Consider the following 25,649-nt stretch of genomic DNA (forward strand, 5'->3'; position numbering starts at 1 on the left):
TAGCATACAGTCTTCCTATGGCTAAAAATGTACAAAAGGATCAAAATCGTAAGAATTTGATCCTTTTTCGTTGAGAATGATTTAATGACAAAGTTTTATTTGGGATTAAATTACGAAATGGGCTTTTAATGCAGCTGCTTTTTGTTGAAGTGCCAAGCATCAGCAAGAGCCTTTCCTGTGCCTCTATTTGCAACTTGTTATATTTCCCACTAATGTCACTTTTTAATCAATTATCTGTTAAATATCTGTTCATCACTAGTGAGTGTTTGCTGTATTTATTAAATTTATCACAGTACGATTTTAATAGGTAGTTATTGATGGGCGCTAATCACAAAAAAGATAAAGATAGTTCGGGCTTTTTTTCAGTATTAACATATAATGTGGCGGGATTACCGGGGTTTATTTCCTCTGCGATTACCGGAAGGAGCAGGAGTATTGCTGAAATAGGCAAGAAGATCAATCCTTTCGATATTGTGAATGTGCAAGAAGATTTCAATTATAACAATAGTCTTTATTGGGGTGGAAATCAACACCCTTATCGTACCAAACCAAAAGGACGGGTGCCTTTTGGGGATGGACTGAATACCCTGTCCCGTTTTCCAATGTCTGACGTCGTGCGTGTACCTTGGAAAAAGCGCACTGGAGCTGATTTTCTAACACCGAAAGGTTTTACCATAGTCAAGGTAGAAATCGTTGCGGGTGTGTGGATTGACGTCTATAATGTACATGCAAATGCACAGAATAGTAGGCGGGCTTCTCGTGCGAGAAGAGACAATCTTAATCAGCTACGCGATTATATAGGTGAAAATTCGAGCGAAAATGCACTAATTGTCATGGGGGATTTTAATGCACACTACAGTTTTGGTGATGATAACCTACATGATTTTATGGAGTCAACCACATTGGTGGACAGTTGGGTAGAACTCCAGAACGGGGGGCTTGTGCCTGAAGCGAAACATGCATTTAAACCACCCCATATGTTGTCAATTGGCAACCAGAGTGAGTCAATAGACAAGATTCTCTACCGTAGCAACAGCCATCTAAGTTTGGCTGCACGTGATTATAATATAGAAAATAACCTATTTACGAACATCAAGGGCTTACCGTTGTCAGATCATTATGCATTAGCCGCTAATTTCAATTGGGCCACTCATCCTTAGTACGTGTAATTTAAACTTACTGTTGGGACTACACGCTGCGTTGTCGTTTGATCATTGATGTAAGTTCCTTTCACAACAAACTCAAAATCGGGTAGCGGATATCTAAAAGCATTGAAATCAAAGGACAAGTATCCTCCAAAGCTCTTTGGTGCTGCTTCTTTATGTTTGTGAATATTCTGATAGTCTGCAAATACACCACCTTTTATACGTTTTATATAGGCTAGTGAACCTAACCCAAAATCAGGGTAGGCGATAGGAAAGCGATAGTTGATCAGTAATGTATTTTTTACTTTCTCATATTTATAATAACTAAATCCGCTGACGAGTGGAATATCGTTGATGTATTCATAAATACCTGTTCCAGCCTGTGCGCTTAAGCGGATCTGAAAGCCATGATTAGTCACGAATCCGGGGAGATAAAACACAGACCGTGCAGAAAGAATTTCCCCTTTAGCTTTGTTTTCAAAAGGGGTATGTCTATAGGTTATGCTGAAATTCTGTCCCCATCTTGGATATTGGTCCATTGTTGATATACGGGCATTTCGGTTGAAATAAAGCTGGTAAGTCAAGGGAAATGCAGTTTCATAATTAAAGTTTTTGAGGTCATTACGGCTTAAGTTGTATCGTTTCAAATAGGCTGTTGCAAAATTGAATCCCGTTGAATAATTGTAATCAAGCCTATAAAAAGACAATGGAATGGAAATCTGCGAAGAAAGGTAATGTTCTCTCCAGTCGAACCTGATGCTGCTGTCTGGTTTGTTGGGGATAGTTGCCGCTGCGATCTGGCCCCTGTTTTCATAACGTAGGGAGAATTTTGGAAAATATTTATTATACGTGAGCTCGGCTGAATAAATACCCTTTCTGATATCGGTATCGTATTCATAACCAAGTGCAATTTGGGTTGTATTTAAAATGTTGTTTGAAAGCCAAAAAATACCGGGTTTGAAATTGTCGAAACTTTCAAAGTTACTGCTGCTTAGAGAAAGACTATGGAAGTTAAAAGTTCGGCCGAACCCTTTGTAAGGTGTAATGGTATATTTTTGGCTTGAATCCGGTGCTGTGGTGGCACTGTTGAATATACTGTCCTTGTGTAAAGCAGCAGCGTAATAATGAGAAAAATAATCGGTCTCCGGTTTGATTTCAAAGACAGTGTCTACGCCTGTCTGACTAATTTTATAACCGTTATACTGATAATTGTTAAAAAGCAGCTGCTTGGTGATCTTATCATAAAATGGATTAAAAGCGCCAAACGGAGCTTTCGTCAAGAGTTGTTTTGCACCTGACTGACGGTCTATCTTGTAGATGTTATCAATACCATTGAAGTTTGCTTTGATAAGGATATCCATACCTGGGAGGTATTGAGGTCGTTCATATTGTTGGTTACCCCAAGCGGTAAGGTTCGTGATGTTGTCATTTCTGAGGTCAATTTCACAAATTGCTGTCCCAATTTCGGATAGCCGGATTGCAATTATTTTGTCTCCTGTGGTATTAAATGCAGGATGCTGAAGTTGCTCATCATCTCCTGTTTTTATGCGCTTGATTACAGAGCCGTTTTTAAGGCTTATGAGCGTGAGATAGCTTGTGTTGGATAAATCTACTTCGACACATGCAATAGATTCGTTTACGGGGCTAAATACAGGTGAATAATACCTGGACTGCTTGGTAAGTGTTTTGATTTTTCCTGTTTTCAGGTTCATTAAGTTAATCACACTATATGTTCTCTTATTATAGCGCGGATCTTTTCGGAGCTCGTCCCATACAATGAATTCGCTGTTGATATCGAAATGTGGAGTCAACTGGATTCCTGTTTTTACAAGTTGTGATTCCGATTTCTGATTGCTGTCATACGTATAAATTGCATTTGTTTTTTCTGGATTTTGTTTAATAAAATAAATTAAATTTCCGCTTGATTTTGGTAATAGATTGCTGTTGTAATAACGGTCGTTTTGTTTGTTAATTTCAGTATAATTTTGGGCTGAATAATCCGCTGTTTTCTCTTTCCATACAGCGTCCAATTTCGCTATTGTTTTATTAAATAAATAACTGCTATTTCCACCTATTTTTTTCTTCAATACACGGTTGATATTATAAGGATACAGCGGTCGTTTGTTGAGCTCTGAAAACAAATCCGCTTCGTAATTTGGCGGCAATTCAGACTTCATTGTTGAGGTCATAAGGTAGCCGATCGTGTAGTAGCTAGGGACAATATCTTTAAAGGATCCGAGTAAGTACTTATTGAAACTGTAATTCTGCTGAGATAAGAAATTGGCTTTGATCGGCATTTCAAAAGATGGCAATCGACCCCTTCCACCATTGGAGTAAATGGTTTCGGTTAGTGTAGCGTCGCCCTCAAAGAACCAGGAAGGGATAGTTAGTCCATAGTAAGCAAGTGCTAGTTGTTCAAAAAACGGAGCCTTTAATTTTCCTGTCAATTTGTCAAATTGGCTCACATGTCTAGACTCATGCAGGATCAAGTTGGGCAACCAAGTTTGGTTGTCTGGCTCAGCTCCGGCGGTACTATACAGTTCAGATTTTCGGGGTGATAACTGGACAAAACCATTTGTCTGCAGATTAGTGTTGTGTATGATGAAAGGGATTTTTCGCGGTGTAATTTTGTAATTCCTACTTGTTATACGCAGCGAGTTGTTGACATGATTAGCTAGGGTAGGGGCTTGGCCTTTCATCTCTCTAGGGAAAATAAGTTTAAAATTTGGGGTTTCAATTTTGAACCATTTTTGACTGAGCGGTGCTTGGCTGTCTTCAAAAAACTGTGCAAAAGTTTTTTCTGAAGATATAGTTAATATTAAAACTATTAAAGTATTGATAATTATATTTTTATATTTCATTTATGAGGTTAATTTGTGGTTTGCTATTTTTTTTAGCTAATATCTTTGGTTTTATATGAAGTTTACATTTTTATTTTAGTATATAAAACATTGATATTTATATTATTATATTTTTAATGTTTTTATTTGTTTTGTTGTTTATTTACGATTATAAATCAACTTTAGCGTTCTGTTTTCTTTAATGCAATACGATCTTCAGATGGAAAGAAGTATGTGACGAATATACTTAAATATTCATCCATAAGATAATGGGTGCGGCGAAAAATTTAGATATTTTTATAACGGTAAATTTTATGGATGGGCTCGGATGGTAGCGCTGTGATGGGCGCATCCTACTTTTATATTCTTCTTGTCTTGTGTTCGCTTTTATAAAAATGGATATCAAGACGAGGACATTTTTGAGCGGAAGGTTTTGATGTTTTTTCTTGTCAAATCTTGGGTTGTGTGATGAAATGTTTATTAATGACAAAATGTCTTGTTTTTGAATAAGCTGTATTGTTCGCTGTATTGTCGAAGGTAAAATGTCCTTGCTATTTTGATGCCTTTTTATTATTTATTTTTTTATTCAGAATTTACTTTAAAAAAGCGATTTTTGTAACATATAATTTGTACCGATGTAGGATTTTAAAATCGAAAGGAAGATATGGAAGAACTGGAAATGCAGGTAAGTCAAATAGAACAATTGATAGCGAATGGTGATTTTGCTGGGTTGGAGGAATTTCTAAATGAATTGAATATTTCTGAGGTTGAGGAGCTGATTGATGAACTGCCAGAACACGGTCCACTCTTTATTGAATCCTTAAATTTAAATCGTGCCGTAAACGTTTTTCGGATCCTAGATTTTCCTACACAAAATCGAATTTTTAAACGACTTTCCAAAGCTAAAATAAGTGCGTTAATCAACGAACTTCCACCCGATGATCGAACTTCTTTTTTCTCGGAAATGAAGGATGATATTAAGCATTTAATTTTGCTCTTGCCACCCAAAGATCGGGTAGAAGCTTTAGCTTTGTTGGGCTATCCCGAAGACAGTGTTGGTCGCCTAATGACGCCGGATTATATTACGGTAAAAGCACACTGGAGTATTGAAAGAATATTGGGGCATATTCGTCGATATGGAAAGGATTCTGAGACTATTGATGTGCTTTATGTTATCGATTCAAATGGTAAACTTATCGATGATATCCGGATCAAAGATGTGCTGATGGCTGAGCCGGAAACAATTGTAGGGGACCTGATTGATTACCGTTTGATTTCTTTGAATGCTTATGATCCGCAGGAGGAAGCAATTAATATCTTCCGTATGAACAATAGGGTTGCTCTTCCGGTTGTGGATGGGCAGGGAGTAATGATAGGGATCGTTACAGTTGATGATATCTTGTGGGTAGCCAACGAGGAGTATACCGAGGACATGCAACGTATTGGTGGTACTGAGGCTTTGGATGAGCCTTATCTGGATGTCTCTATCAGAAACCTTGTGAAAAAGAGAGCCGGCTGGCTAATTGTTCTGTTTCTAGGGCAATTGTTGACTGCCACCGTCATCGAGCATTTTGAGGAAGAGATGGCGAGTGCAATCATGTTATTCGCATTGATGCCAGTGATCATCTCCAGTGGGGGAAATAGTGGTTCACAAGCTTCGACATTAATTATACAAGCGATGGCATTGGGGGAGGTGACTCTTTCGGATTGGTGGCGTGTAATGCGACGGGAGATAGTGTCGGGTCTTTTGCTTGGGCTTATTCTAGGAGGTTTAGGGTTTTTAAGAATTATGGCCTGGCAATCCTTTGCACATACATATGGCGAATACTGGGTGCTGGTCGCTCTAGTGATTTCGCTGTCTTTGATCGGGGTTGTCCTTTGGGGGTCATTAATGGGCTCCATGCTTCCTTTTGTAATGAAAAGATTAGGGGCCGACCCTGCTAGCTCATCGGCACCATTCGTCTCTACACTTGTCGATGTAACAGGGCTTTTAATTTATTTTACGGTGGCAACGCTTATTCTCAAAGGTGTATTGCTTTAGCACTTGTTTGATCGATGTCGTTGAGTTAAATGTGCCTCTCGGTGCAGTAGTAATACAAACATTATGCTGTTTGAGGTGCTTGAAGCAGGTTTTTGGTTAGGATCTGGAAAATGAAAAATAAATTATTCTTGTTGTATTTTAGGAAGTTGTAAAAAATGTGTTGAAAAAATTTGTAGTATTCTAATAATCTTCCGATACTTGCATCACGGAAACGCGATAGAGTCTCCAGAAAAATTGAAAAAATACTCCTGAATAGCTCAGCAGGTTAGAGCATCTGACTGTTAATCAGAGGGTCGCTGGTTCGAGCCCAGCTTCAGGAGCAATTTAATAACTTACATAACCGGAGTTTTTAAAATATTCAATTTTTCATTCCTGAATAGCTCAGCCGGTTAGAGCATCTGACTGTTAATCAGAGGGTCGCTGGTTCGAGCCCAGCTTCAGGAGCATTGAGCAAATAACAAAATTATTTGCGAATACTATAAAAATGTACTATTTTTGTGCATTCAATGAGAAAGGATTTTCTCGCAAAATTAAAATTCCTGAATAGCTCAGCAGGTTAGAGCATCTGACTGTTAATCAGAGGGTCGCTGGTTCGAGCCCAGCTTCAGGAGCAATATTGAAACCGGCTTTATGCCGGTTTTTTTGTTTATCATGCTTATCAAAAAACTATGAGTTTAGTAATTATTGGCACGGTGGCTTTTGATACGATTGAAACACCGTTCGGTAAAACTGACAAAATTCTAGGCGGTGCCGGTACTTTTGCGAGTTTAGCGGCATCCTATTTATGTGACCAGATCAAATTAGTCAGCGTTATTGGGGAAGACTTTGGAAGTCGTAATCTTGCTGTTATAAAAGATCGCGGCATTGATGTATCAGGTGTTCAGATTGTGCCGGGCGGACAAACGTTCTGGTGGTCTGGAAGATACCATAATGACATGAATAGCCGAGATACGCTAGCCACAGATTTAAATGTGCTGGCAAATTTTGATCCCATTATTCCTGATAGTTATCAGGATTGCGAATATCTTCTCCTTGGAAATCTAACTCCGCAGGTGCAATTAACGACCTTAGGCCGTTTGAGACGAAAACCGAAACTAGTCGTGTTGGATACGATGAACTATTGGATGAATGTTGCTTTAGATGATTTAAAGAAAGTGCTCAAGGAAGTCGATGTCTTGACAATCAATGATGCCGAAGCAAGGCAACTATCCGGTGAATATTCCCTGGTCAAAGCCGCAAAGGTTATTTTGGCAATGGGCCCAAAATACCTGATCATAAAAAAGGGAGAGCATGGTGCATTGCTTTTTGGTGAAAATCAGATTTTTTCTGCTCCAGCGCTACCTTTAGCCGATGTGTTTGATCCCACAGGAGCAGGAGATTCGTTTGCAGGTGGTTTTATCGGCTATCTTGCCAAGGTGAAAAGCATAAATTTCAACAATATGAAAAATGCCTTGATCTTTGGATCTGTATTGGCTTCCTTTTGTGTGGAGAAGTTTGGAACAGATCGTCTCGTTGATCTCACCGATGGAGACATACAGAAGCGACTAAATGCTTTTGTCGCGCTGTCGCAGTTTAGTCTATAAGTTTTATTTAATTGCTCTTCAAGATTCCGATAACCTCGAATTTTGAAAATACGGTATCTGAATGAGGAGCATCTATGAGCTCCTCAGTTAGATCTTGGCCTGCCCAATGTTCATAGTGCATGCCATTCTTCCAAAGTCTGCTATCACTCACATCATAGATGTAATTTTTATAAGCCACCCAAATCTGAGGCTTATCTTGTCCATTCCGCAATGCGAGCTGACTCTTACTATATTCAGGTAAACCTTCTTTTATCATTATATTCTGTAAGAAGGTGAAGATAGCAAAAACTAAGCTACTTTATAGGCTGATAGTGATCGTTTCATTAATTTGCGAGCCACATGTATCCTGGTTTTTACAGTTCCGATAGGAATGTTCAAATGTTCTGATATTTCATGATATTTGAAGCCTTCGAAATAGAGCGAAAAGGGGATGTAATATTCTTCGGAAAGATTGGATAGGGCTTCGTGGATATCCTCCATAACAAATTTGCTTTCTCCTTGGTTACTTGAAGCGGATATTAACAAGTTTGAATTGGAGATGTCTTCATCTTTCGTAATGAAAGAGTTGGTTTTTACAATCCGTCTATAATTATTTATAAACGTATTTTTCATGATGGTGTAAAGCCACCCTTTTAGGTTAGTCCCTTCTTTGAAATTTTTGAAATAGGTTACAGCTTTTAGAATGGTGTCCTGCACAAGATCGTTCGCATCTTCATAATCGCTGGTGAAATTTCTGGCGTAGAGTTTTAATGAGTCAGATTGCTCAATAACCATGGTGTCAAATTCATTCTTTGTCATAGCTTAATGAATTACAACTGTTCTTTTTAGAAAACAGTAAGTTTATAAATTGCGGTTCGTTAAGTATGAGGCAAATAATGCGCCAAAATTGATAAGAATGAATTTCTTAATATAATTTTAAGATTATTTTAAGACCTAAAATCATTTATGGATATTAACCGTAAGTAAAATAAGTTTGGTCTATACGAGATCTAAACCATATGGAGGCTGTAATATTGCTATTTTGATTGCTGAAAAGACACAGCTATTTTTTTGATCCTTTACAATAAATTAACTTCGCGCTCGAGTACAATCCCAAATTTATTTTTCACATCTTCAATAATTTGGACAGAAAGTTCATAAATTTCTTGTCCACTAGCGTTTTGTCTATTTATTAGTACAAGTGCCTGATTTTTCCAGACACCAGCTTGTCCGTATTCTTTACCTTTCCAGCCACACTGTTCTATTAACCAGCCAGCTGCAAGTTTTATTTGTTGGTCTTGCATCGGGTAATGTGGGATCGCTGGATACAATGTCAATAATCGTTCAAAGTCATTCGTAGAGATCACGGGATTTTTAAAGAAACTCCCTGCATTGCCAACGGTACTTGGATCCGGCAATTTTTCTACGCGAATTTTTGATACGATGGTTGCTATATCGGCGATAGAAGGTTGGGTTATATTTTCTTTAATGAGCTGCGTTGCAATTGCGCCATAACTTGTATTGATTTTGGGTGTAAGGCTAAGTTTATAGGTCACCTCAGTAATTATAAAACGGCCCTTGTGTGCTGTCTTAAAAATACTGTCCCGATAGGAGAAATTACAATCTTCCTTTTTGAATGTATTAAATGTACCCGATAGGGTGTCAAAGGCCTCACAAGCATAGAAGACATCCATTAATTCAGTGCCATAAGCACCTATATTCTGTACAGGGGAAGCGCCAACAGTGCCGGGAATAAGAGCCATATTTTCTATCCCAGCGTAATTGTGTTCGATACAATACCAAACAAAATCGTTCCATACCTCACCAGCTTTGGCGCTGACATAGACTTTCTCCGATTCAATTTTTACCGTAATTCCTTTACTCGTTATTCGGATTATATATCCATTAAATGGTTTTGTAAACAGCACATTGCTGCCTGCTCCGAGAATGAAGAAATTTTCTTTAAAAAGTCCTTTTTTAAAAATTTTGGTCAGTGTTTCATTATCATTCACTTCGATTAAGAAATTTGTCTTTTCTTCTATTCCAAATGTATTGAAAGGTTTCAACGAAATATTCGATTGAATGTTTAACTCCATATTGACTTTAGTTTTCAGAAATTCAAAAAAATCAGCTATCTTTAGCCTGATATTCGGTAAAGATAGTATAAACCGTTTATTTAACGATAAAAAATATAAGTTTAATGGGTAATGCAGATGTAAAAAGGATCAAAATTCTAGAAGCTGCAACAAGGCGTTTTGCACACTTTGGTATGGCTAAAACCACGATGTCGGAGATAGCTAAAGATCTTAATTTTTCAAAAGCGCTGCTTTATTATTATTTCCCCGATAAAAACAGTTTGTATTCTGCCGTATTCGAGTATGTGATTGACAAAATGATTGAGGAAATTGAAGCGGTCATCGACAAAGGTGGCAACTTTGAGGAGATTATGATGTATTCCATCGATATGCGTGTCAAAGCAATCAATCAATACTATAATTTGTTTGAGTATACCATGAAGATGGTCAAGGAACTTCCAGATGAGTTGGAGCAGGTATTCAAAGAATCATATCTGCGTGAGGTTGAAATCATTGAAAAAATTCTTCAGATTGGTATAAATGCCCAGGAAATCCGGGTGGACGATCTGAATGAGACAGCGCGCATTTTATTGTATTCGCTGTTTGGTATGCGTATGGGCATATTGAAAGATATGAAAAATATGCTGTTTCCTACCAAAGAGGAATTTGATCATATCCTTAGTTTACAAAAGAAAATGATGAAAATTTTCTTAAATGGCCTTCGCTATCAATATCGTTAATTCGGTGTGGACTCTATATGTTCAATAATTTGCTTGGCGTGAATTCTTGAATTTTCGATAAACCAAAGATGGGTATTTAATCCACCACATACCACTCCTGCTAAATATAAGCCTTTTATATTTGTTTCCATTGTCTGTTCGTTATGAGAAGGGATGCAAGGAGCCTGGTTTGGGATTTCAATTCCTATCTTTCTCAGAAAATCAAAATTCGGCCGATATCCGGTTAGCGCGAGTACAAAATCATTTTCGAGTTCGAGAGTACCTGTTGGCGTTTGAACAGTCGCAGTTGTTTCAGTAACAGCTGTTAGTTGACTGTTATAAAGCACATCGATTTCTCCCGCTGAAATTCTATTTTCAATATCCGGTTTGACCCAATACTTAACTCTAGGGCTGATTTCATTGCTCCGTATGATCAATGTAACTTTAGCACCTTTTCGAAAGGTTTCTAATGCAGCATCTATGGATGAATTGCTTGCTCCCACGACAATAACCTTTTGACCACTGTAATAATGAGGATCATCGTAATAATGTCTTACCTTGCTAAGTTCTTCGCCGGGGATATGAAGTAGCATGGGGATATCGTAAAAACCGGTAGCGATAATCACTTTTTTAGTTAGGTAGCTTCGTTTGCTGGTTTTGACGTTAAAATATGCAGATTCATTTTTCTCGATACCCAATACTTCTTCGAAGAGGTGGGTATCCAATTCAAATTTTTGTTGGATACGTCTGTAATATTCTAGGGCTTCCGTTCTTCGAGGTTTTGGATTGGTTGTCACAAAAGGGATACCCCCGATTTCCAGCCGCTCAGAAGAGGAAAAAAAAGTCATATTTTGTGGATAGTTATACAGCGAATTTACCAAACATCCTTTCTCGATAATAAGATAACTGAGATTGGCCTGTTTTGCTTCAAGGGCACAGGCGAGGCCGATGGGGCCGCCTCCCACGATGATAATGTCATAAGAGGTTGTCATGTTTTCACTCATACATGTAAATTTCGTGAATTTTTGGGATATTAGCTTATTATTCTCGATAATTCTGCGGCCTGCTCTGCGGCACTTTTATCGTGGAGATCCTGAACGATCTTGTTTAAGTCCTGAGCAATTTTATACAAGAATTCCAATTGTTCCTCCAGTAGCTTTCCATCCGCAGAATTAATGTCACTGTTGTCAAATCGGTGATTTGATATTTCGATTTCCATGGGCAAAAAGGCCGCGCTGGAATCCGGAGAATAAAGTAGTTGAATAGATTGATCCAGACTGTTTAATATTTTTCTAATGGCACGCACATGGTCTTTGTTGAGGTAATTGTTATCCATTTCGTCCAAATGATTCATTAATGTGACGGAAAATGAAGCGAGAATATGGTTAAATATCACAAATTTATTGACCTCCTTGCTGTATTTCTGTCTTTTTTTTGGTTCAGTCAGCATGCGTTGAAAGGTGGATCCCATATTTGCGGTTTCGACATACACGGCTTTCCTGGCTAATTTATAGTCTGTTATCGATGGGGCTTGGCCCGCAATTTCTTTTAATGCCTGAAAGATATAATTATAATTGGCGATCAAAAGCTTGCGCATAGATTCCTTCACTTGCATGCTTTCCCAATTCGGGAAAATAATATAGCTAGAGAGGAAAGCAATCATTCCCCCAATAAATGTGTCCAAGATGCGTTCTTTGGTTACTTCTAGGGTATTGGAACTGATGAAACTGAACATGATCAATACATACGGCGTCATGAAAAGAACAGCAACGACATAATTGACCCTGAATAAACTGTAGGCTGTTAGGAAGAAAAAAACCAGCAATACGAACAGTATCGTCGGATCGTGTATAGTCAGCAGAATAAAGGCGCCGATTAATCCGCCGATGGTAGTCCCGATAAGACGTTGTATATTTCGCTCCTTTGTAAGACCAAATCCTGGTTTCAAGATCACCATGATCGTCAATAGTATCCAATAGACGTTGTTGGTGATATTGGTGGTCTCGAAGATATAATATGTGACTGACATAACGATTGCCATACGGCAGGCGTGTCTAAAGATCGTTGATTTTAAGGTTAGGTTTTCGCGGAACTTTTTTAGGTCAATTGCAGAGCTTTGGACGAAACGTTTGGCATCATCAATTTCTTTCCTTTTAACATCGTCAGGCTGCAGGTGCGAGTAGCCATAAATGTTTTTTATGCGACGGACTAAATCACGTAAATTGATCAACACTTTGCGTAGCGCAAAGGTACTATATTGATTATCCTTGTCAAGCTGGTCAATTTTTGCATGAAGACCCGTGAGGTCATCATCAAAATTATACAGCGGTTTGGGTTGAATATTGGTATTGAGCTGATAGGCTAAATTGTCTAACTCGTTTGTATACTTTAAAATAACATTTTTAAAATCATCCAGGATACCTGTTGGGCCAAAGCGTTCGCTGATTGTGTTGTAGTCATAATGCGCAGCCATACTTTGTTCAAATAGATCGACAATATCATTAAAAATCAGGGTGAGGTATCGGCCTACTTTAGTCGTATCTTTAATGGATCTCTTACTTTGGAATAATAGGTCCCTTACATTTTCCTGATGTTGGTTCACTTCAACTTGTTTGTCAATCAATTTCAGGTAATTTTTGTCATTATCAATTTTCGCATCGTAAAAATTAGCTTTCAATCGAATATAATCGGCAACATAACGAATGGTTTCTGCAAGTTCCTGTTCGGCTAATCGATAGGGGCGTGCCTGTGTAATAGAAAGACTGATCGCAATATACCAGAGTCCACCAAGGGTGTAAAAGCCTAGATAACTGATGGCTTGATCCAGGGGATAGTGTGTCTGCACGTGGATTAGCATCATCAATATGCACATTAAGCCAACATTGGCTGCCCGGCTATTGAATACTGCAAACATGGCAAAGATAAAACAGGCTATTCCAATAAAAATAGCTAGGAGATATACATTTTGATTGACAATATTGGTCAGAATAAATGTCAGCGTAGTCAGTATTGCTCCTGCAAACATCCCTGTGCGTCTGTGACTTGGAGCTCCGGGAGTATCAGATAGTCCAACTAAAAGGGCACCTAAGGAAACGATTGTACCATTGGTAAATTGACCAATGGTGGCAAAGATGAGGACAGGTACGATACATCCAATGGTAATTCGGAGCCCATCTGCAAAATATTGACTGTAGAAAAAACTTTTTATTTCTTGTATCTGTTTCATATTGTATAGCACAAATATACATAGATAAGGCTATATTAGCCCGTGGTTTCCAGAGTTGCGGTAATAATATGTTAAAAACAAAAAAATACGAAATTTCATTAATATCTTTATAATATTTTGATGTTTTTTTTGATTAATTTATATATTTTTATTTGTTTAAATATAATATTGTTATATTTGGTGCATAGGGTAATTTCAGATATATTACAAAAATTCAAGAGTCACCTAAACTCTCTTGACCATTTTCAAAGATTTAAATATGAAGCAAAGTAAAAATGAAGCCGTCTTTCAGGACGAGGTATTGACACGCTTTGAGCTTTTCAAAAGTTTGTTTTTAACATTGCCATTTCAACGTGTTAAAGATACAGGAACTTTATTGCCATTTTTTGCAAAGCAATGCGAGAAGGGTGTTGACCAACATTTGACTCCAGATGAGATCATAAAGAGCTTTTTTGATCAGCATGAAGAGTTTTCTTCGGAAGAACAACGTATTGATTTATTGTTTCGTTTTGTCCAATATATAGAGCGTCAAGTCGTATTGTTTGATGCAATAGAGGATTCGTCATTTCAGATGGTTGGTCGGGGCGACGATGAAAATGTATTGGGTGCATTGATCAAAAATGCCGAAGGCAACGGTGATATGCGACGGAAAATCGTGTCTAAATTAAAGGATTTTTCAGTTCGTTTGGTACTTACGGCACACCCTACTCAATTTTATCCAGGGCCAGTATTGGGGATTATCAATGATTTGATTGATGCGATAAAGACTAATGACCTTCACAGTATACATTTATTATTGCAACAGCTTGGCAAAACGCCATTCATCAATAAAAATAAACCCACTCCAGTAGATGAAGCGGCTAGTTTAGCCTGGTTTTTGGAAAATGTATTTTATAAGGTAGCTTCGGAAATACAGTCTTTTATTGACGACGAATTGGATGTCGATACGGAGGAGGTAAAACAGCTGATCGAGTTGGGCTTTTGGCCAGGTGGGGATCGTGATGGAAACCCGAATGTCAGTGTTGAAAGTACCAAGAAAGTCGCGGCTTTATTGCGTACTATTTTGTTTAGATGTTATTACCGAGATTTTCGTATTGTTAGACGCCGTATTACGTTCAGAGGGGTTGAGGAATATATGGATAACTTGCAGACCTTATTTTATGAAAATAGCTTTAATCCTATTGAAAACCCCGAGGATGAAACAGATAATATCATTACAAACTTAAAGGCAATCAAAAATGTGCTGGAAGAATATCACAATGGTCTCTTTGTTGAGATTGTGGATGATTTGCTTCGTAAAGTAATGACATTTGGTTGTTTCTTCACGACATTGGATATCAGGCAGGATAGCCGTATCCTCCGGGAAGCAACGAATTACCTGATTCAACGGAATCAGGAGGCTACTGGCTTGCCATTGAATTATTTGGAACTGAGTGAAGTCGATAAGCAGAAGGCGTTGAAGTTTAAGGAATTGGATCTCACGGTAGGCGAGGATGCAGATCCGTTGACGAAAGATACTTCGGGTGTAATCAAATTGCTTAAACAAATCCAACGTTCAGGTTCTGAACGTGCAGCACAGCGTTTTATTATTAGTAATTGTCAACAAGCAAGCGATATCCTGGGTTTACGCCAGTTATTTTTGTGGTCCGGTTGGAAGAAAGATGCGTTGACGATCGATTTTGTTCCATTATTTGAAACAGTGGATGATTTGACCAGAGCGGCAGATGTGATGAAGACCTTGTACAGCAATAAAGAATATAAGGCACATTTAAAACGTAGAGGAAATAAACAGACCATTATGTTGGGCTATTCGGATAGTACAAAAGATGGTGGTTATTTGATGGCCAATTGGTCAATTTATAGAGCGAAAATAGAGTTGACGGCGATTTCCCGAGAATACGATGTTGATCTTGTCTTTTTTGATGGTAGAGGTGGGCCTCCAGCGCGTGGTGGTGGTAAAACGCAGCGTTTTTATGCTTCCATGGGTAAAGAAATTGCAAATGATCATATCCAATTGACGATCCAGGGACAAACAATCAGTAGTCAATATGGCTCGTTGGATACAGCCCGTTTTAATATAGAACAGCTTCTGCATGCGGGGATTATTTCCGATTTAAAACAACGTGTAGGCGATACATTGACGAAGCATCAACAAGAGATTATCGATAAATTGGCCGAATTAAGTCATCAAAAATTTATGGGTCTTCGTACCAATAAGTTGTTTTTACCCTATTTGGAAACGATGTCACCATTGAAAGCACTTTCATCCATCAATATTTCAAGTCGGCCTGTAAAACGGAATTCTGGACGGGAGTTACGACTGGAAGATTTACGCGCGATAAGTTTCGTCACTTCGTGGAGTCAGTTGAAGCAGAATATTCCTGGATTTTATGGGGTAGGGACTGCCTTGCAATGGGCCGAGAAAAATAATCTATGGAAGGATGTGCAACAATTGTATATTTCCTCGGGATTCTTCCAGACTTTGATCGACAACTGTATGATGTCCATGACCAAATCTAATTTTGATATTACAGCCTATATGAAGGAAGATAAAGTGTATGGTGAATTTTGGAAAAACCTCTATGCTGAATACCAGATTACCAAAGAGTATCTATTAAAGCTTAGTGGCACATCTAAATTGATGGAAAATTATCCTGTAGACCGTGCTTCCATTTTGGCGCGAGAAAGCATCGTATTGCCTTTGCTGGTGATCCAACATTATGCGATTCGTGCACTCAATTCGGATAAATTAGATGAGGCACAGCGTGAGGATTATTCAAAACTGATTGCCCGAACAATATTCGGTGTGATTAATGCAGGAAGAAATGTTGCTTAATTTTCGTTTCTTTTCACGGATTAGGTTTCGAAGAATGTATATTTTATCTACTTTTGTATAATTAACAAAATTGATATGAAGATTAATAAGTTATTTATTGTAGCTGCTTGTGCGAGTACTTTATTTGCGTCTTGCGGTGAAACAGCTGCAAATAGACAGCGTCAATATGCCAATGCATCTTTAGCAGATGGCGATGCCTTTGCCATGATTAAATTCGTTGGAGAGAATGGCAACTATTTAGTAAATCTTGCTGATGTGGCTGCAAAGCAATCCGCATCAACAGAGGTGAAGAATGTAGCAGCTAAAATTAAAGAAGCTTATGCTACTGTATTGCCTGAGTTAGATGGTTTGGCAAAAGAATTACATGTAGGCGAGGCACAACGTGGGGTACCAGCGCTTCAAGTTCCGGTTTCAATTGCAGGATCAGATAGTACTGCGGTATTCAATGATAAAGCATTCTTGGCATTGGTCGTAGAAAAACAAGGTGAGATCAACAGCAGATTATCTCATGAAGAGCATAATACGAACAAAGCGGTAATTCATATTTCAGAGGAATCTTTGAAGAAGGTTGAAGAAATCTATAAATTGGCTGGTGGGAAAGTTGAAGAACATGGCCATCACTAAGTAAAACTAATATACTGGAAAAGGAATATTTACTTAGTAAATATTCCTTTTTTTATGCTTTCGTTTTCCTAATTATCATCGTGAATGGCAGTCGCTCCAAAGTTTATCCTTTAGCTGTATGCTTAAATTGACCTTTATTTTGAGAAGAGAAAGATGCTTTGTGAAATACAAGAATTGAAAAGAAAGATTTGTCGAGTTGTTAAATTAATAATAACTTAACATTCGTATAATACAGTTATTAATTACTGTGTTTATTTTAGCATGATTTAATCAACTAATAGAAAGAAACAAAAACGTGAGATACGCTGCTATAGATATAGGGTCCAATGCGGTCCGCCTTTTGATTGCTGATATCATTGGGCACAAAGAGCAATATAATTTTAAAAAGAATACACTTTTGCGGGTTCCATTACGTTTGGGCGATGATGCATTTATACATCAGGAAATTTCCCCTAGAAAGGCAGAGAGTTTGATAAAAACCATGAAAGCATTTCGTGAATTGATGGATGTATATCAGGTGGAAGATTATATGGCCTGTGCGACGTCGGCGATGCGCGACGCTAAAAACGGAGCTGATATTGTTGCGGAAGTTCGGAAGAATGGAATCAATATAGATATCATCGAGGGCGCTAAGGAGGCGGAAATTATCTACAATAGCCATTGGGATAATAAGATTGAAAAGGACAAGGTATACCTTTATATTGATGTAGGCGGCGGAAGTACAGAATTGTCTTTATTTGCCAATGGTGTCTTGGTGAATTCCAGGTCCTTTAATCTAGGTACAATACGCATTTTGGACAATCAGGATAATCCCGAAACCTGGGATGAACTCAAGGAGTGGGTTCGGAGCAATACCCATATGTATAAACAGGTTATTGGCATCGGGACTGGAGGAAATATCAATAAACTAGCACGACTATCTGATGAAAAAGTTGATAAGCCGTTGTCATATGCTAAATTAAAAGCTGTTTATGAGCATTTGGCTTCATTCTCTTTAAAAGAACGTATTATTTTGTTGGGGCTCAATGAAGACAGGGCTGATGTCATTATTCCGGCAAGTGAGATTTTTTTGACAATTATGAAGCATGGCAGACTAAAACAGATCATTGTACCCCGGGTTGGTTTGGTTGATGGTGTAATTAGAACCTTGATCAATAGGAATTTAGTGAAATAAAGCATTAAAAAGTATTTTTCGCCTTGCAAAAGAAGTAAAAATCTTTATTTTTGTGGTACCAAAGGCGAATATGCGCCCAGGTGGCGAAATTGGTAGACGCACCATCTTGAGGGGGTGGCGCTCGTATGGGCGTGGCAGTTCGAATCTGCTCCTGGGCACTTTAAAAATAAAAAGGCTAAATCTCAGTTGGAGATTTAGCCTTTTTTTCATTTTTAGCATTATATCCGCTCTTGTGTAATAAATGGGTGCTGCCAATAATTATTTTTCACTGATTTCTTTCAGAATTTGTAAAGCTTTTGGCCAGGCTTCGTCAAAATACTCCAAATATTCCTCATTGGTATCGACATCGACCTTTAATAATGTTTTACTGCCAAGATCCTCAAAGGTGTAATTTTCAAATGAACCAGCCCATCCTTCAACTGCCGGGCCTTCCGTAACTTCTTTGCCCTTGTCTAATATGCCGTAGTGACGAATAGATAGGTATTTATTGGGAATATTTTCGGCTATCTCCGCGACCATACCTTCTTTTTCACCATCTTGGTTGATGCCCGTAAAATAAATCTTCGCTCCTTTGTCCCAACTGCCCTCGAAATCGGAAGTTGGATTAAAAGCGGTTGTCCATTGTTTGTATGTTTCTTTTCCAAGCATGGTTTTAAATACCTGATCAACGGGAGCGTCGATGGTGATCTGATAATTCATTTTTTTCATCTTCTTATTGTTTTGGAAAGTTAGGATCTGCTTTTACCTCTGCAATCTGTTTGGTGTGTCGGGCACAATGTGCGGCAATAAACATCAAGCCTTGGTAACCATCTACGACGCCTGTTGGATAATCGTTGATATGGTTGCGTAGATCTTTAGCATCCGATTTCTTAATGTAATCAATGACTGGTTGTCGCGCAGCATGAAAATCAGCTAAAGCAGTTTTTGTGTCTTTATACACGCCACTGGGCTGAAGTTCTTTAGGGGCCTGAAATTTGTGACTTCGATCCGTAAGTGTCGTTTTTAAATTGTCATCCGTCATTTTTACTTCACTTTTTCTCTCGGGCTGAGGTGCCTTTGTCAAGGCTGTCTTTGCCATATCAAATATCATGCGTTCAGACAATATGATATGTTCCAGGCATTGACTGATAGACCATTTGTCTGGAGCAGGTTTGAATTGTAACTGAGCCTCACTAAGTCCTGCGATTTGTTTTTCGAGTTCTTTGGTCGTTTGATCGAAGTACTGCAATAGAGAATCTGTACCTTGGCCAGCTGTGAACGAAGTACGCTCAATTGCTTCAATAGGATTGTTTCGAAGTCCAGTTTGTTGTTTTGCTGGGGCTGTCGATAGGAGTGCGGCACTGATGCCAGCAATCGCTATCATATTTATAATCCGGTGCATAGTTATATTTTTTTAATTGTTTAATGTCACTTTACTTTTACAATTATAACGCATTTTTGTTTTTTTATTCTTTGCATAAGACAAGAAAAATCATATATCAGGAGCCATTCAATCGGTGAGGATTTAAGTCCCATATTCTTTATACTTGTACATGAATAAAATTAAAAGTATTGTAGTTTTTTGTGCTTCTAGTTTAGGTCGCTCTGGTTTATATGAGAAACAGGCGAAACATGTTGGGCACATTTTCGTACAGCGGGGGGTTCGTCTCGTGTACGGTGGCGGCCGGGTCGGATTGATGGGCGCTTTAGCAAATGCTGTATTGGATAGTGGCGGGAAAGTGGTTGGTGTAATTCCACATTTTTTAAATTCGAAGGAACGGGAACATACCGGCATAACTGAATTGATAACAGTAGACAACATGCATGACCGTAAGAGAATCATGAACGATTATGCAGATGGAGCGATAGCTCTCCCGGGCGGATTTGGAACACTTGAGGAGCTTTTTGAAATGATTACTTGGGCGCAATTGGGGTTACATAAGAAGCCCGTAGGAATATTGAATATGGATGGTTTCTATGACCATCTGCTTGATTTTATAGAACATATGGTCCAAGAAGGTCTTCTAAAACAAGTAAACAAGGATATGCTATTGGTTGGGAATACAATAGAGGAACTCTTAGATAAAATGGAGCTTTATAAAGCACCGCAAACAACCAAGTGGATCGGCAAAGATGATATCTGAGTATTAATTCCTTAGAATCAGCGAATCCATTATGGAGTGTGTATAAGGAATCAGCATGTATTGAGATGGTTCCAGCGTAGGACGTATGTCGAGAAATAGCGTATGAACAGCAAGTTGACGTAAATTTTGAAAAAGTGATGATTTGAACAATGTTTTATATGAAATGAACAATTGATTTGTAAAATATGAGTCCTACCTTTGAAATGGTTGGTGATGGTTAATGCATGGATGATAGTGGATATCGTCCGTCGCTAGCCGTACATAGCACCCATATTTTAACCGGCAGGGTAGCTATGGCGGCTAGCTTTTTACCAATGTTAAAGGAGTCTTCTTTTAGCAAAAAAAAGGCTTGATCTACGGATCAAGCCTTTCTTTCGTTATATAGTAACTTCCGAACTAAAATTTTAAAGTTTATTTGCGCGGGCTGTTATTTCAGCGATATCGAGCACCTCTATTTCGGACTCTTTGTCTTTTATTTTCACACCGTCCTTCAACATCGTCATACAGAAAGGACACGCTGCTGCTACAACTTGAGGCTGTACCGAAATTACCTCTTCAATACGTTCAATATTAATATCTTTCTTACCAGGTTCGGGCTCTTTAAACATTTGGCCGCCTCCAGCGCCACAACACAATCCATTGCTTTTACAACGTTTCAATTCAACCAGTTGTGCATCTAAACTTTCAAGCACTTTGCGAGGTGCTTCATAAACTTCGTTTGCACGACCTAAATAGCATGGATCATGATAGGTGATCTTTTTACCCTTGAATACGTTGTTATCAGCTGGTTTTAATTTGCCCTCGTCGATGAGACTCTGGATCAACTGTGTGTGATGGATGACCTCATAATTGCCTCCCAAAGCAGGGTATTCATTTTTAAGCGTGTTAAAACAGTGCGGACAAGCGGTGACAATCTTTTTGATTTCATAGCCATTCAATACCTCGATATTCATCATGGCTTGCATTTGAAATAAAAATTCATTCCCGCTTCGTTTGGCAGGATCGCCCGTGCAACTTTCTTCAGTTCCAAGGATTGCATAGTTGATCCCAACATGTTGGAGAATTCGACAAATGTCACGTGTTATTTTTTTGGCACGCTCGTCAAAACTACCAGCACAACCCACCCAAAATAAGATATCAGGAGTTTCTCCTTTAGCTAACAGTTCGGCGACTGTTGGAACTTTTAATTCATTTTCCATCATTAAACTATTGTTGTTGCGTCCAATTTGCACGATCCATTTGAGCATACTTCCACGGAGCGCCATTATTCTCAATATTTCCAAACATATTATTAATACTTGTTGGCGCCTGAGATTCCTCCATTACTGCAAAGCGGCGAAGTTCTATGATAATATCTAATGGATTAATATTGACTGGACATTGTTCTACACAGGCATTACAGCTTGTGCACGCCCATAATTCTTCTCTACTGATATAGGTGTCAATAAGCGATTTGCCATCGGCTACAAAGGCGCCATTTACCTTAATATTGTTACCCACTTCTGTTACTCTATCCCTTGTATCCATCATTATTTTTCGAGGAGACAATAGTTTTCCCGTGATATTGGCTGGGCACGAGGAAGTACATCGGCCACATTCGGTACATGTGTAGGCATCCAACAGGTTTTTCCATGTTAAATCTTGAACATCTTTAGCGCCAAAGCGAGCTATTGCATCTGAGTTTGGTGGAGTAAAAGCTGGATCAAGCATGGCTTTAACTTCGTTGGTTACAGCGGCCATATTTGATAATTTTCCCTTGGCATCCAAACTTGAAAAATATGTGTTTGGGAAAGCAAGAATAATATGCAGGTGTTTCGAATAGGGGAGGTAATTTAAAAATGCCAATACACCTAAAATATGGAACCACCAACAACATCTTTCAATGGTATATAATGTAGCTGTGGCGGTCGGGAGATAAGGTAACAAATAATGACTCACTGGAAACGAACCAACCGATTTAAAATGTTCAAAACCATAAAGCTGCAATTTTAGATCAGTTGCATTCATTAAAAGGAAAGCCGACATGAGCAGGATTTCAGTAACTAGAATAATGTTAGCGTCTGTTTTAGGCCAATTATTAAGTTCTTTACTCTTTAAACGATTTATCTTAATGACATTTCTTCGAATAAGGAATACCAGACAGGATAATAATACCCCGAGGGCCAGCCACTCAAATGAACCAATCAAAAAATTATAAAAACTTCCCAAAAACGAAAATATCCGATGGGTTCCGAATAAGCCATCGATAATAATTTCCAACATTTCAATATTGATAATTACGAAGCCTAAATAGACAAATAGGTGTAGAATGGCGGGGGTAACCCTTTTGAACATCTTTTTTTGTCCAAAAGCAACTAAAATCATTGTCTTCCAACGTTCTGCCGGCCTGTCTGAACGATCTACATCTCTACCCAATTTGATATTATTATAGATCTGGCGTGCATTCTTAGCGAAGAAGAATAGTGCACCAAAAAAACAAATTGCAAATATTAGTTGACCTATCATATGCTAGACTATTGGTTATATAACAAATATACCATATTATTTTTGTTATGCTAACATAATAAAAATAAATCAAAAAATGAGATTTATTACGTCATTTCTGTCGGAATTTATTGACCGAGATGGGAAATGCTGTGTAGGAAACTTCCAAGAATTGTCGTGGTTCTTGGAAGCTGAGATCATTTGTATAACTATTCTACGTTCGCAAATGTTTGCTTGAGAATCTTTTCAACTGCTTTTTCAATACGGGCTTTTCCTTCTTCTGTATTGATATCGATACCGCAGAACGTGCTGCCTGTCGATTTAGCTTGCAAACTTAAATAATAGATCCCACTAACCAATAAGGCTAGTGTAGCCCTTAAATCAGTTTCAGAATTTTCAAATTTTGGATCAATGTGCTTGAACAATTCTTCGCCAAGAACTTCTCGGCGATCAGCTATATTTTTGAGTGCTTTTGTTTTCTCACCCAGTCCCCAATGGATGATTTTCTGTTTGGTTTTATCTTTTAAAAATGTGTTCAACTGTGATTTAAGTAGTTCGTTGATCAAAGCAACATCAATATCTTCTGGATTTGATATCATTTGCTCCAACACGCCTTTGTCTCCAATTTGCCAAAAGTCTTTTTGTGTTAGGTACGCTTCCACCAATTGATCAAGACCTCCAAAATAATTCCAGATTAGCGCTTTATTCAAGCCACATTCCAGGGCAATATTGGGGCCGTTTAATGCATGGTAGCCTTTCTTTTGGATGACTTTTCCTACTGCAGCGATCATCCGTGCCTTGGTACGTTCTTTGTCCCGGATAGGGCCAGATGTCACTTTTCTTTGTTTCTTTGGATGATCCTCAATTACTTTCTTTTTCATTAGAATAATTTGTTTATTCATTACCAATTTGTTATCAAAGGCATTAATTATGCCGCCTTCGGCGGTTTTAATACCACTGAAGTTACCATAGATTAAATTGTATAAGCCTTTGAGGCGATTTAACTCCACGATAATTTCATGCAATTAAACATTTTTAGCAACGAAGCTTCATTAGATGTCATATTCGTTCGTTAGTAAACAAATTTACGCCCATGAAGTTTTCATTAGGTAGATATGTATTTTCTTGTACAATATCTTAATTTTAGCTGGTAAAAGCAAGTAAATCGTGTTGTAGATTTTTATTCGTGTTGACATACTATTAAAGTATGTCTTCGGGGGCCGGTCGGAAGCTTTCTTAGCTGTTTACGTTGGGTCTGAATTATGGTAAAAGATATAAAAAAAGGGANNTCCCTTTTTTTATATCTTTTATAATGTTATTATTTTTTCGCTGGTGCTGTAGGCGCTGCCGTAGCAGAAATACCTAATTTTGTTTTCACAGCTGCAGTTAGATCTTCACCGCCTTGGAAATAAGGAATGTTTGTGCTTGAGATATCAAATACATAAGCCATACCCTTCTCTTTAGATACTACGCTTACTGCTTCAGCTACTTTTCTCTGAATAGGGCTAATTAATTCATCTTCTTTTTTGCCCAATTCTTCTTGTGCAGCTTGTTGTGCAGTTTGAATACGTGATTGAATATCTTGCAATTCTTGACCTAGTTTGTTGATTTCAGGATCAACAGTTTCTTTATTCGCTTCACTTCTGTTACGCAATTTATCATTAGCCTCTTTTTGTTTGGTTTGATAAATGGTAACCATATCTTGAATTTCTTTTGTTTTACCGTCGCTCAACGTTTTCAACTGACCCTCAGCTGTTTTATAATCTGAAGTGGATTGAATGATTTCAGCAAAATTGATGTGACCAAGCTTTTGCTGCGCATTTGCGAATTGAGTTGAGAAAAATACTGCCACTATAGCAACCGCACCTTTTAATAAATTTTTCATGCTTTTCATTTTAATCTAATAAGCCATCTCTATGGCAATTTTTTTAGTTTTCTAATTAATTACTATTTGTATTACTTGTGTCCACAATGATAACAAACTCTAGCTTAGTTTGCAAGACTAGGATTGGGTTTGTAGCCTAATTTTGTAATGACTTCATTACTTTTATTCAATTTTGGGTTCGCATATAAGAAAGTTGACTCGTTTCCTTTATCCATAATGAAATCTAGATTTTGTGCAGAAGCAACATCCTGTATTGCTTTAGCAACACGGTCTTGAATAGGTTTTACCAATTGCACGCGTCTTTTGAAAAGTTCACCTTCAAATCCGAATTTTTGTTTTTGATAATCTTTTACCTCTTTTTCTCTAGTAACGATTTCGTCTTCGCGGCGACGACGCATATCTTCATTTAATAGGACCTGATCTTTTTGATAAGCCTGATATAACTTTTCTATTTCAGCATATTTTTGATCTACCTCCGCCTGCCATTGTTTAGAAAGATCATCTAACTGTTTTTGTGCAGTGGTATATTCTGGGACATGTTTTAGGATATATTCTGAATCTACATATGCAAGCTGCTGCGCAAATGTCGCTGTAGCACTTACGACTACAAAAGCTATAACTAACAATATTTTTTTCATATTTCCTGTAAGTTTTATAGACTATAATTTATTATTTAACATTAATTTACTTTATGACAATGGATAAGCTCAAAAGTTTAATCTGGCAAACCGTCCTACATAAATTTACGGCTCAAAAATAACAAAAAAGATGCAATCTAACAGATATTTCTCGGGTTTAACACTATTTAACTTGTTGGCCGATTCTGGTCATGTATTTCTAAAGGGAGCGGTATAGCTAACTTTTGCTACTTAGAATAAGCTATCTCCAATATAAGAAGATTTATAATACATCCAT

Annotated in this window: 21 protein-coding genes and 4 tRNA genes; 12 read left to right on the forward strand and 13 right to left on the reverse strand. The window is 38.0% G+C overall.

Annotation, left to right across the window (positions count from 1 at the left end; translation table 11 throughout):
• Positions 1-317 precede the first annotated feature (317 nt).
• Positions 318-1,160, forward strand: a complete 843-nt coding sequence (locus B4A24_RS18275) for an endonuclease/exonuclease/phosphatase family protein (RefSeq protein WP_293946456.1) — start codon at positions 318-320, stop codon at positions 1,158-1,160.
• Here B4A24_RS18275 and B4A24_RS18280 read toward each other — a convergent pair.
• Positions 1,157-3,844, reverse strand: coding sequence for a hypothetical protein (locus B4A24_RS18280; RefSeq protein WP_293946457.1), 2,688 nt, complete (start codon positions 3,842-3,844; stop codon positions 1,157-1,159). The two genes, B4A24_RS18275 and B4A24_RS18280, sit on opposite strands and share 4 nt — an antisense overlap.
• 805 nt (positions 3,845-4,649) lie before the next feature.
• Here B4A24_RS18280 and mgtE point away from each other — a divergent pair.
• The 5 genes from mgtE to B4A24_RS18305 all read left to right on the forward strand — a co-directional run bounded on the left by mgtE (position 4,650) and on the right by B4A24_RS18305 (position 7,609).
• On the forward strand, positions 4,650-6,026 hold the full coding sequence (gene mgtE, locus B4A24_RS18285; RefSeq protein ID WP_293946458.1) for a magnesium transporter: 1,377 nt from the start codon (positions 4,650-4,652) through the stop codon (positions 6,024-6,026).
• Positions 6,027-6,272: 246 nt separating this feature from the next.
• Positions 6,273-6,346 (forward strand) — tRNA-Asn (locus B4A24_RS18290).
• A 50-nt stretch (positions 6,347-6,396) separates the two neighbouring features.
• Positions 6,397-6,470, forward strand: a tRNA-Asn gene (locus tag B4A24_RS18295).
• Positions 6,471-6,563: 93 nt separating this feature from the next.
• Positions 6,564-6,637 (forward strand) — tRNA-Asn (locus B4A24_RS18300).
• A 57-nt stretch (positions 6,638-6,694) separates the two neighbouring features.
• Positions 6,695-7,609, forward strand: a complete 915-nt coding sequence (locus tag B4A24_RS18305) for a PfkB family carbohydrate kinase (RefSeq protein ID WP_293946459.1) — start codon at positions 6,695-6,697, stop codon at positions 7,607-7,609.
• Between the two features lie 7 nt (positions 7,610-7,616).
• Here B4A24_RS18305 and B4A24_RS18310 read toward each other — a convergent pair whose 3' ends face one another.
• The 3 genes from B4A24_RS18310 to murB form a co-directional block, all read right to left on the reverse strand.
• Positions 7,617-7,865, reverse strand: a complete 249-nt coding sequence (locus tag B4A24_RS18310) for a cytochrome b5 domain-containing protein (protein WP_293946460.1) — start codon at positions 7,863-7,865, stop codon at positions 7,617-7,619.
• Positions 7,866-7,897: 32 nt separating this feature from the next.
• On the reverse strand, positions 7,898-8,407 hold the full coding sequence (locus B4A24_RS18315) for an RNA polymerase sigma factor (protein ID WP_120260597.1): 510 nt from the start codon (positions 8,405-8,407) through the stop codon (positions 7,898-7,900).
• 260 nt (positions 8,408-8,667) lie between these two features.
• Positions 8,668-9,684 (reverse strand): UDP-N-acetylmuramate dehydrogenase, encoded by a 1,017-nt coding sequence (gene murB, locus B4A24_RS18320; protein WP_293946461.1) that lies wholly within the window; start codon positions 9,682-9,684, stop codon positions 8,668-8,670.
• A 104-nt stretch (positions 9,685-9,788) separates the two neighbouring features.
• Here murB and B4A24_RS18325 point away from each other — a divergent pair, with 104 nt between their 5' ends.
• Positions 9,789-10,403, forward strand: coding sequence for a TetR/AcrR family transcriptional regulator (locus tag B4A24_RS18325; protein WP_293946462.1), 615 nt, complete (start codon positions 9,789-9,791; stop codon positions 10,401-10,403).
• On the opposite strand, the gene B4A24_RS18330 is transcribed toward B4A24_RS18325, so the two are convergent.
• Positions 10,400-11,386 carry a YpdA family putative bacillithiol disulfide reductase gene (locus B4A24_RS18330; protein WP_293946463.1) on the reverse strand — a complete coding sequence of 329 codons (987 nt, stop codon included), beginning with the start codon at positions 11,384-11,386 and terminating at the stop codon, positions 10,400-10,402. The genes B4A24_RS18325 and B4A24_RS18330 overlap by 4 nt on opposite strands.
• A gap of 29 nt (positions 11,387-11,415) precedes the next feature.
• Entirely contained in the window at positions 11,416-13,608 is a 2,193-nt protein-coding gene (locus B4A24_RS18335; protein WP_293946464.1) for an FUSC family protein, read from the reverse strand.
• 259 nt (positions 13,609-13,867) lie between these two features.
• Between B4A24_RS18335 and B4A24_RS18340 the strand changes: the two genes are divergently transcribed.
• From B4A24_RS18340 to B4A24_RS18355, 4 genes are all read left to right on the forward strand, one after another.
• Entirely contained in the window at positions 13,868-16,444 is a 2,577-nt protein-coding gene (locus B4A24_RS18340) for a phosphoenolpyruvate carboxylase (protein WP_293946465.1), read from the forward strand.
• A 75-nt stretch (positions 16,445-16,519) separates the two neighbouring features.
• On the forward strand, positions 16,520-17,068 hold the full coding sequence (locus B4A24_RS18345) for a hypothetical protein (RefSeq protein WP_293946466.1): 549 nt from the start codon (positions 16,520-16,522) through the stop codon (positions 17,066-17,068).
• A 295-nt stretch (positions 17,069-17,363) separates the two neighbouring features.
• Positions 17,364-18,242 (forward strand): exopolyphosphatase, encoded by an 879-nt coding sequence (locus tag B4A24_RS18350; protein ID WP_293946467.1) that lies wholly within the window; start codon positions 17,364-17,366, stop codon positions 18,240-18,242.
• Between the two features lie 74 nt (positions 18,243-18,316).
• Positions 18,317-18,400 (forward strand) — tRNA-Leu (locus B4A24_RS18355).
• A 100-nt stretch (positions 18,401-18,500) separates the two neighbouring features.
• On the opposite strand, the gene B4A24_RS18360 is transcribed toward B4A24_RS18355, so the two are convergent.
• A complete protein-coding gene (locus tag B4A24_RS18360; RefSeq protein WP_293946468.1) occupies positions 18,501-18,950 on the reverse strand; it encodes an SRPBCC family protein in 450 nt (149 codons plus the stop codon).
• A 4-nt stretch (positions 18,951-18,954) separates the two neighbouring features.
• Positions 18,955-19,605, reverse strand: a complete 651-nt coding sequence (locus B4A24_RS18365) for a DinB family protein (protein WP_293946469.1) — start codon at positions 19,603-19,605, stop codon at positions 18,955-18,957.
• Between the two features lie 169 nt (positions 19,606-19,774).
• Here B4A24_RS18365 and B4A24_RS18370 point away from each other — a divergent pair, with 169 nt between their 5' ends.
• Positions 19,775-20,365, forward strand: coding sequence for a TIGR00730 family Rossman fold protein (locus tag B4A24_RS18370; RefSeq protein WP_293946470.1), 591 nt, complete (start codon positions 19,775-19,777; stop codon positions 20,363-20,365).
• Positions 20,366-20,769: 404 nt separating this feature from the next.
• Here the strand turns inward: B4A24_RS18370 and B4A24_RS18375 are convergent, their stop codons facing one another.
• The 5 genes from B4A24_RS18375 to B4A24_RS18395 all read right to left on the reverse strand — a co-directional run bounded on the left by B4A24_RS18375 (position 20,770) and on the right by B4A24_RS18395 (position 25,372).
• A complete protein-coding gene (locus B4A24_RS18375; RefSeq protein ID WP_293946544.1) occupies positions 20,770-21,564 on the reverse strand; it encodes a (Fe-S)-binding protein in 795 nt (264 codons plus the stop codon).
• 7 nt (positions 21,565-21,571) lie between these two features.
• Entirely contained in the window at positions 21,572-22,870 is a 1,299-nt protein-coding gene (locus B4A24_RS18380) for a (Fe-S)-binding protein (RefSeq protein ID WP_293946471.1), read from the reverse strand.
• Positions 22,871-23,058: 188 nt separating this feature from the next.
• Complete coding sequence (locus tag B4A24_RS18385; RefSeq protein WP_293946472.1) at positions 23,059-23,730, reverse strand: TetR/AcrR family transcriptional regulator; 672 nt, start codon at positions 23,728-23,730, stop codon at positions 23,059-23,061.
• 437 nt (positions 23,731-24,167) lie between these two features.
• Positions 24,168-24,734 (reverse strand): OmpH family outer membrane protein, encoded by a 567-nt coding sequence (locus B4A24_RS18390; protein WP_293946473.1) that lies wholly within the window; start codon positions 24,732-24,734, stop codon positions 24,168-24,170.
• 104 nt (positions 24,735-24,838) lie between these two features.
• Positions 24,839-25,372, reverse strand: coding sequence for an OmpH family outer membrane protein (locus B4A24_RS18395; protein WP_288812340.1), 534 nt, complete (start codon positions 25,370-25,372; stop codon positions 24,839-24,841).
• Between the last annotated feature and the right edge of the window lie 277 nt (positions 25,373-25,649).

Source organism: Sphingobacterium sp. UBA7249 (assembly GCF_002472835.1).
Taxonomy (GTDB): domain Bacteria; phylum Bacteroidota; class Bacteroidia; order Sphingobacteriales; family Sphingobacteriaceae; genus Sphingobacterium; species Sphingobacterium prati.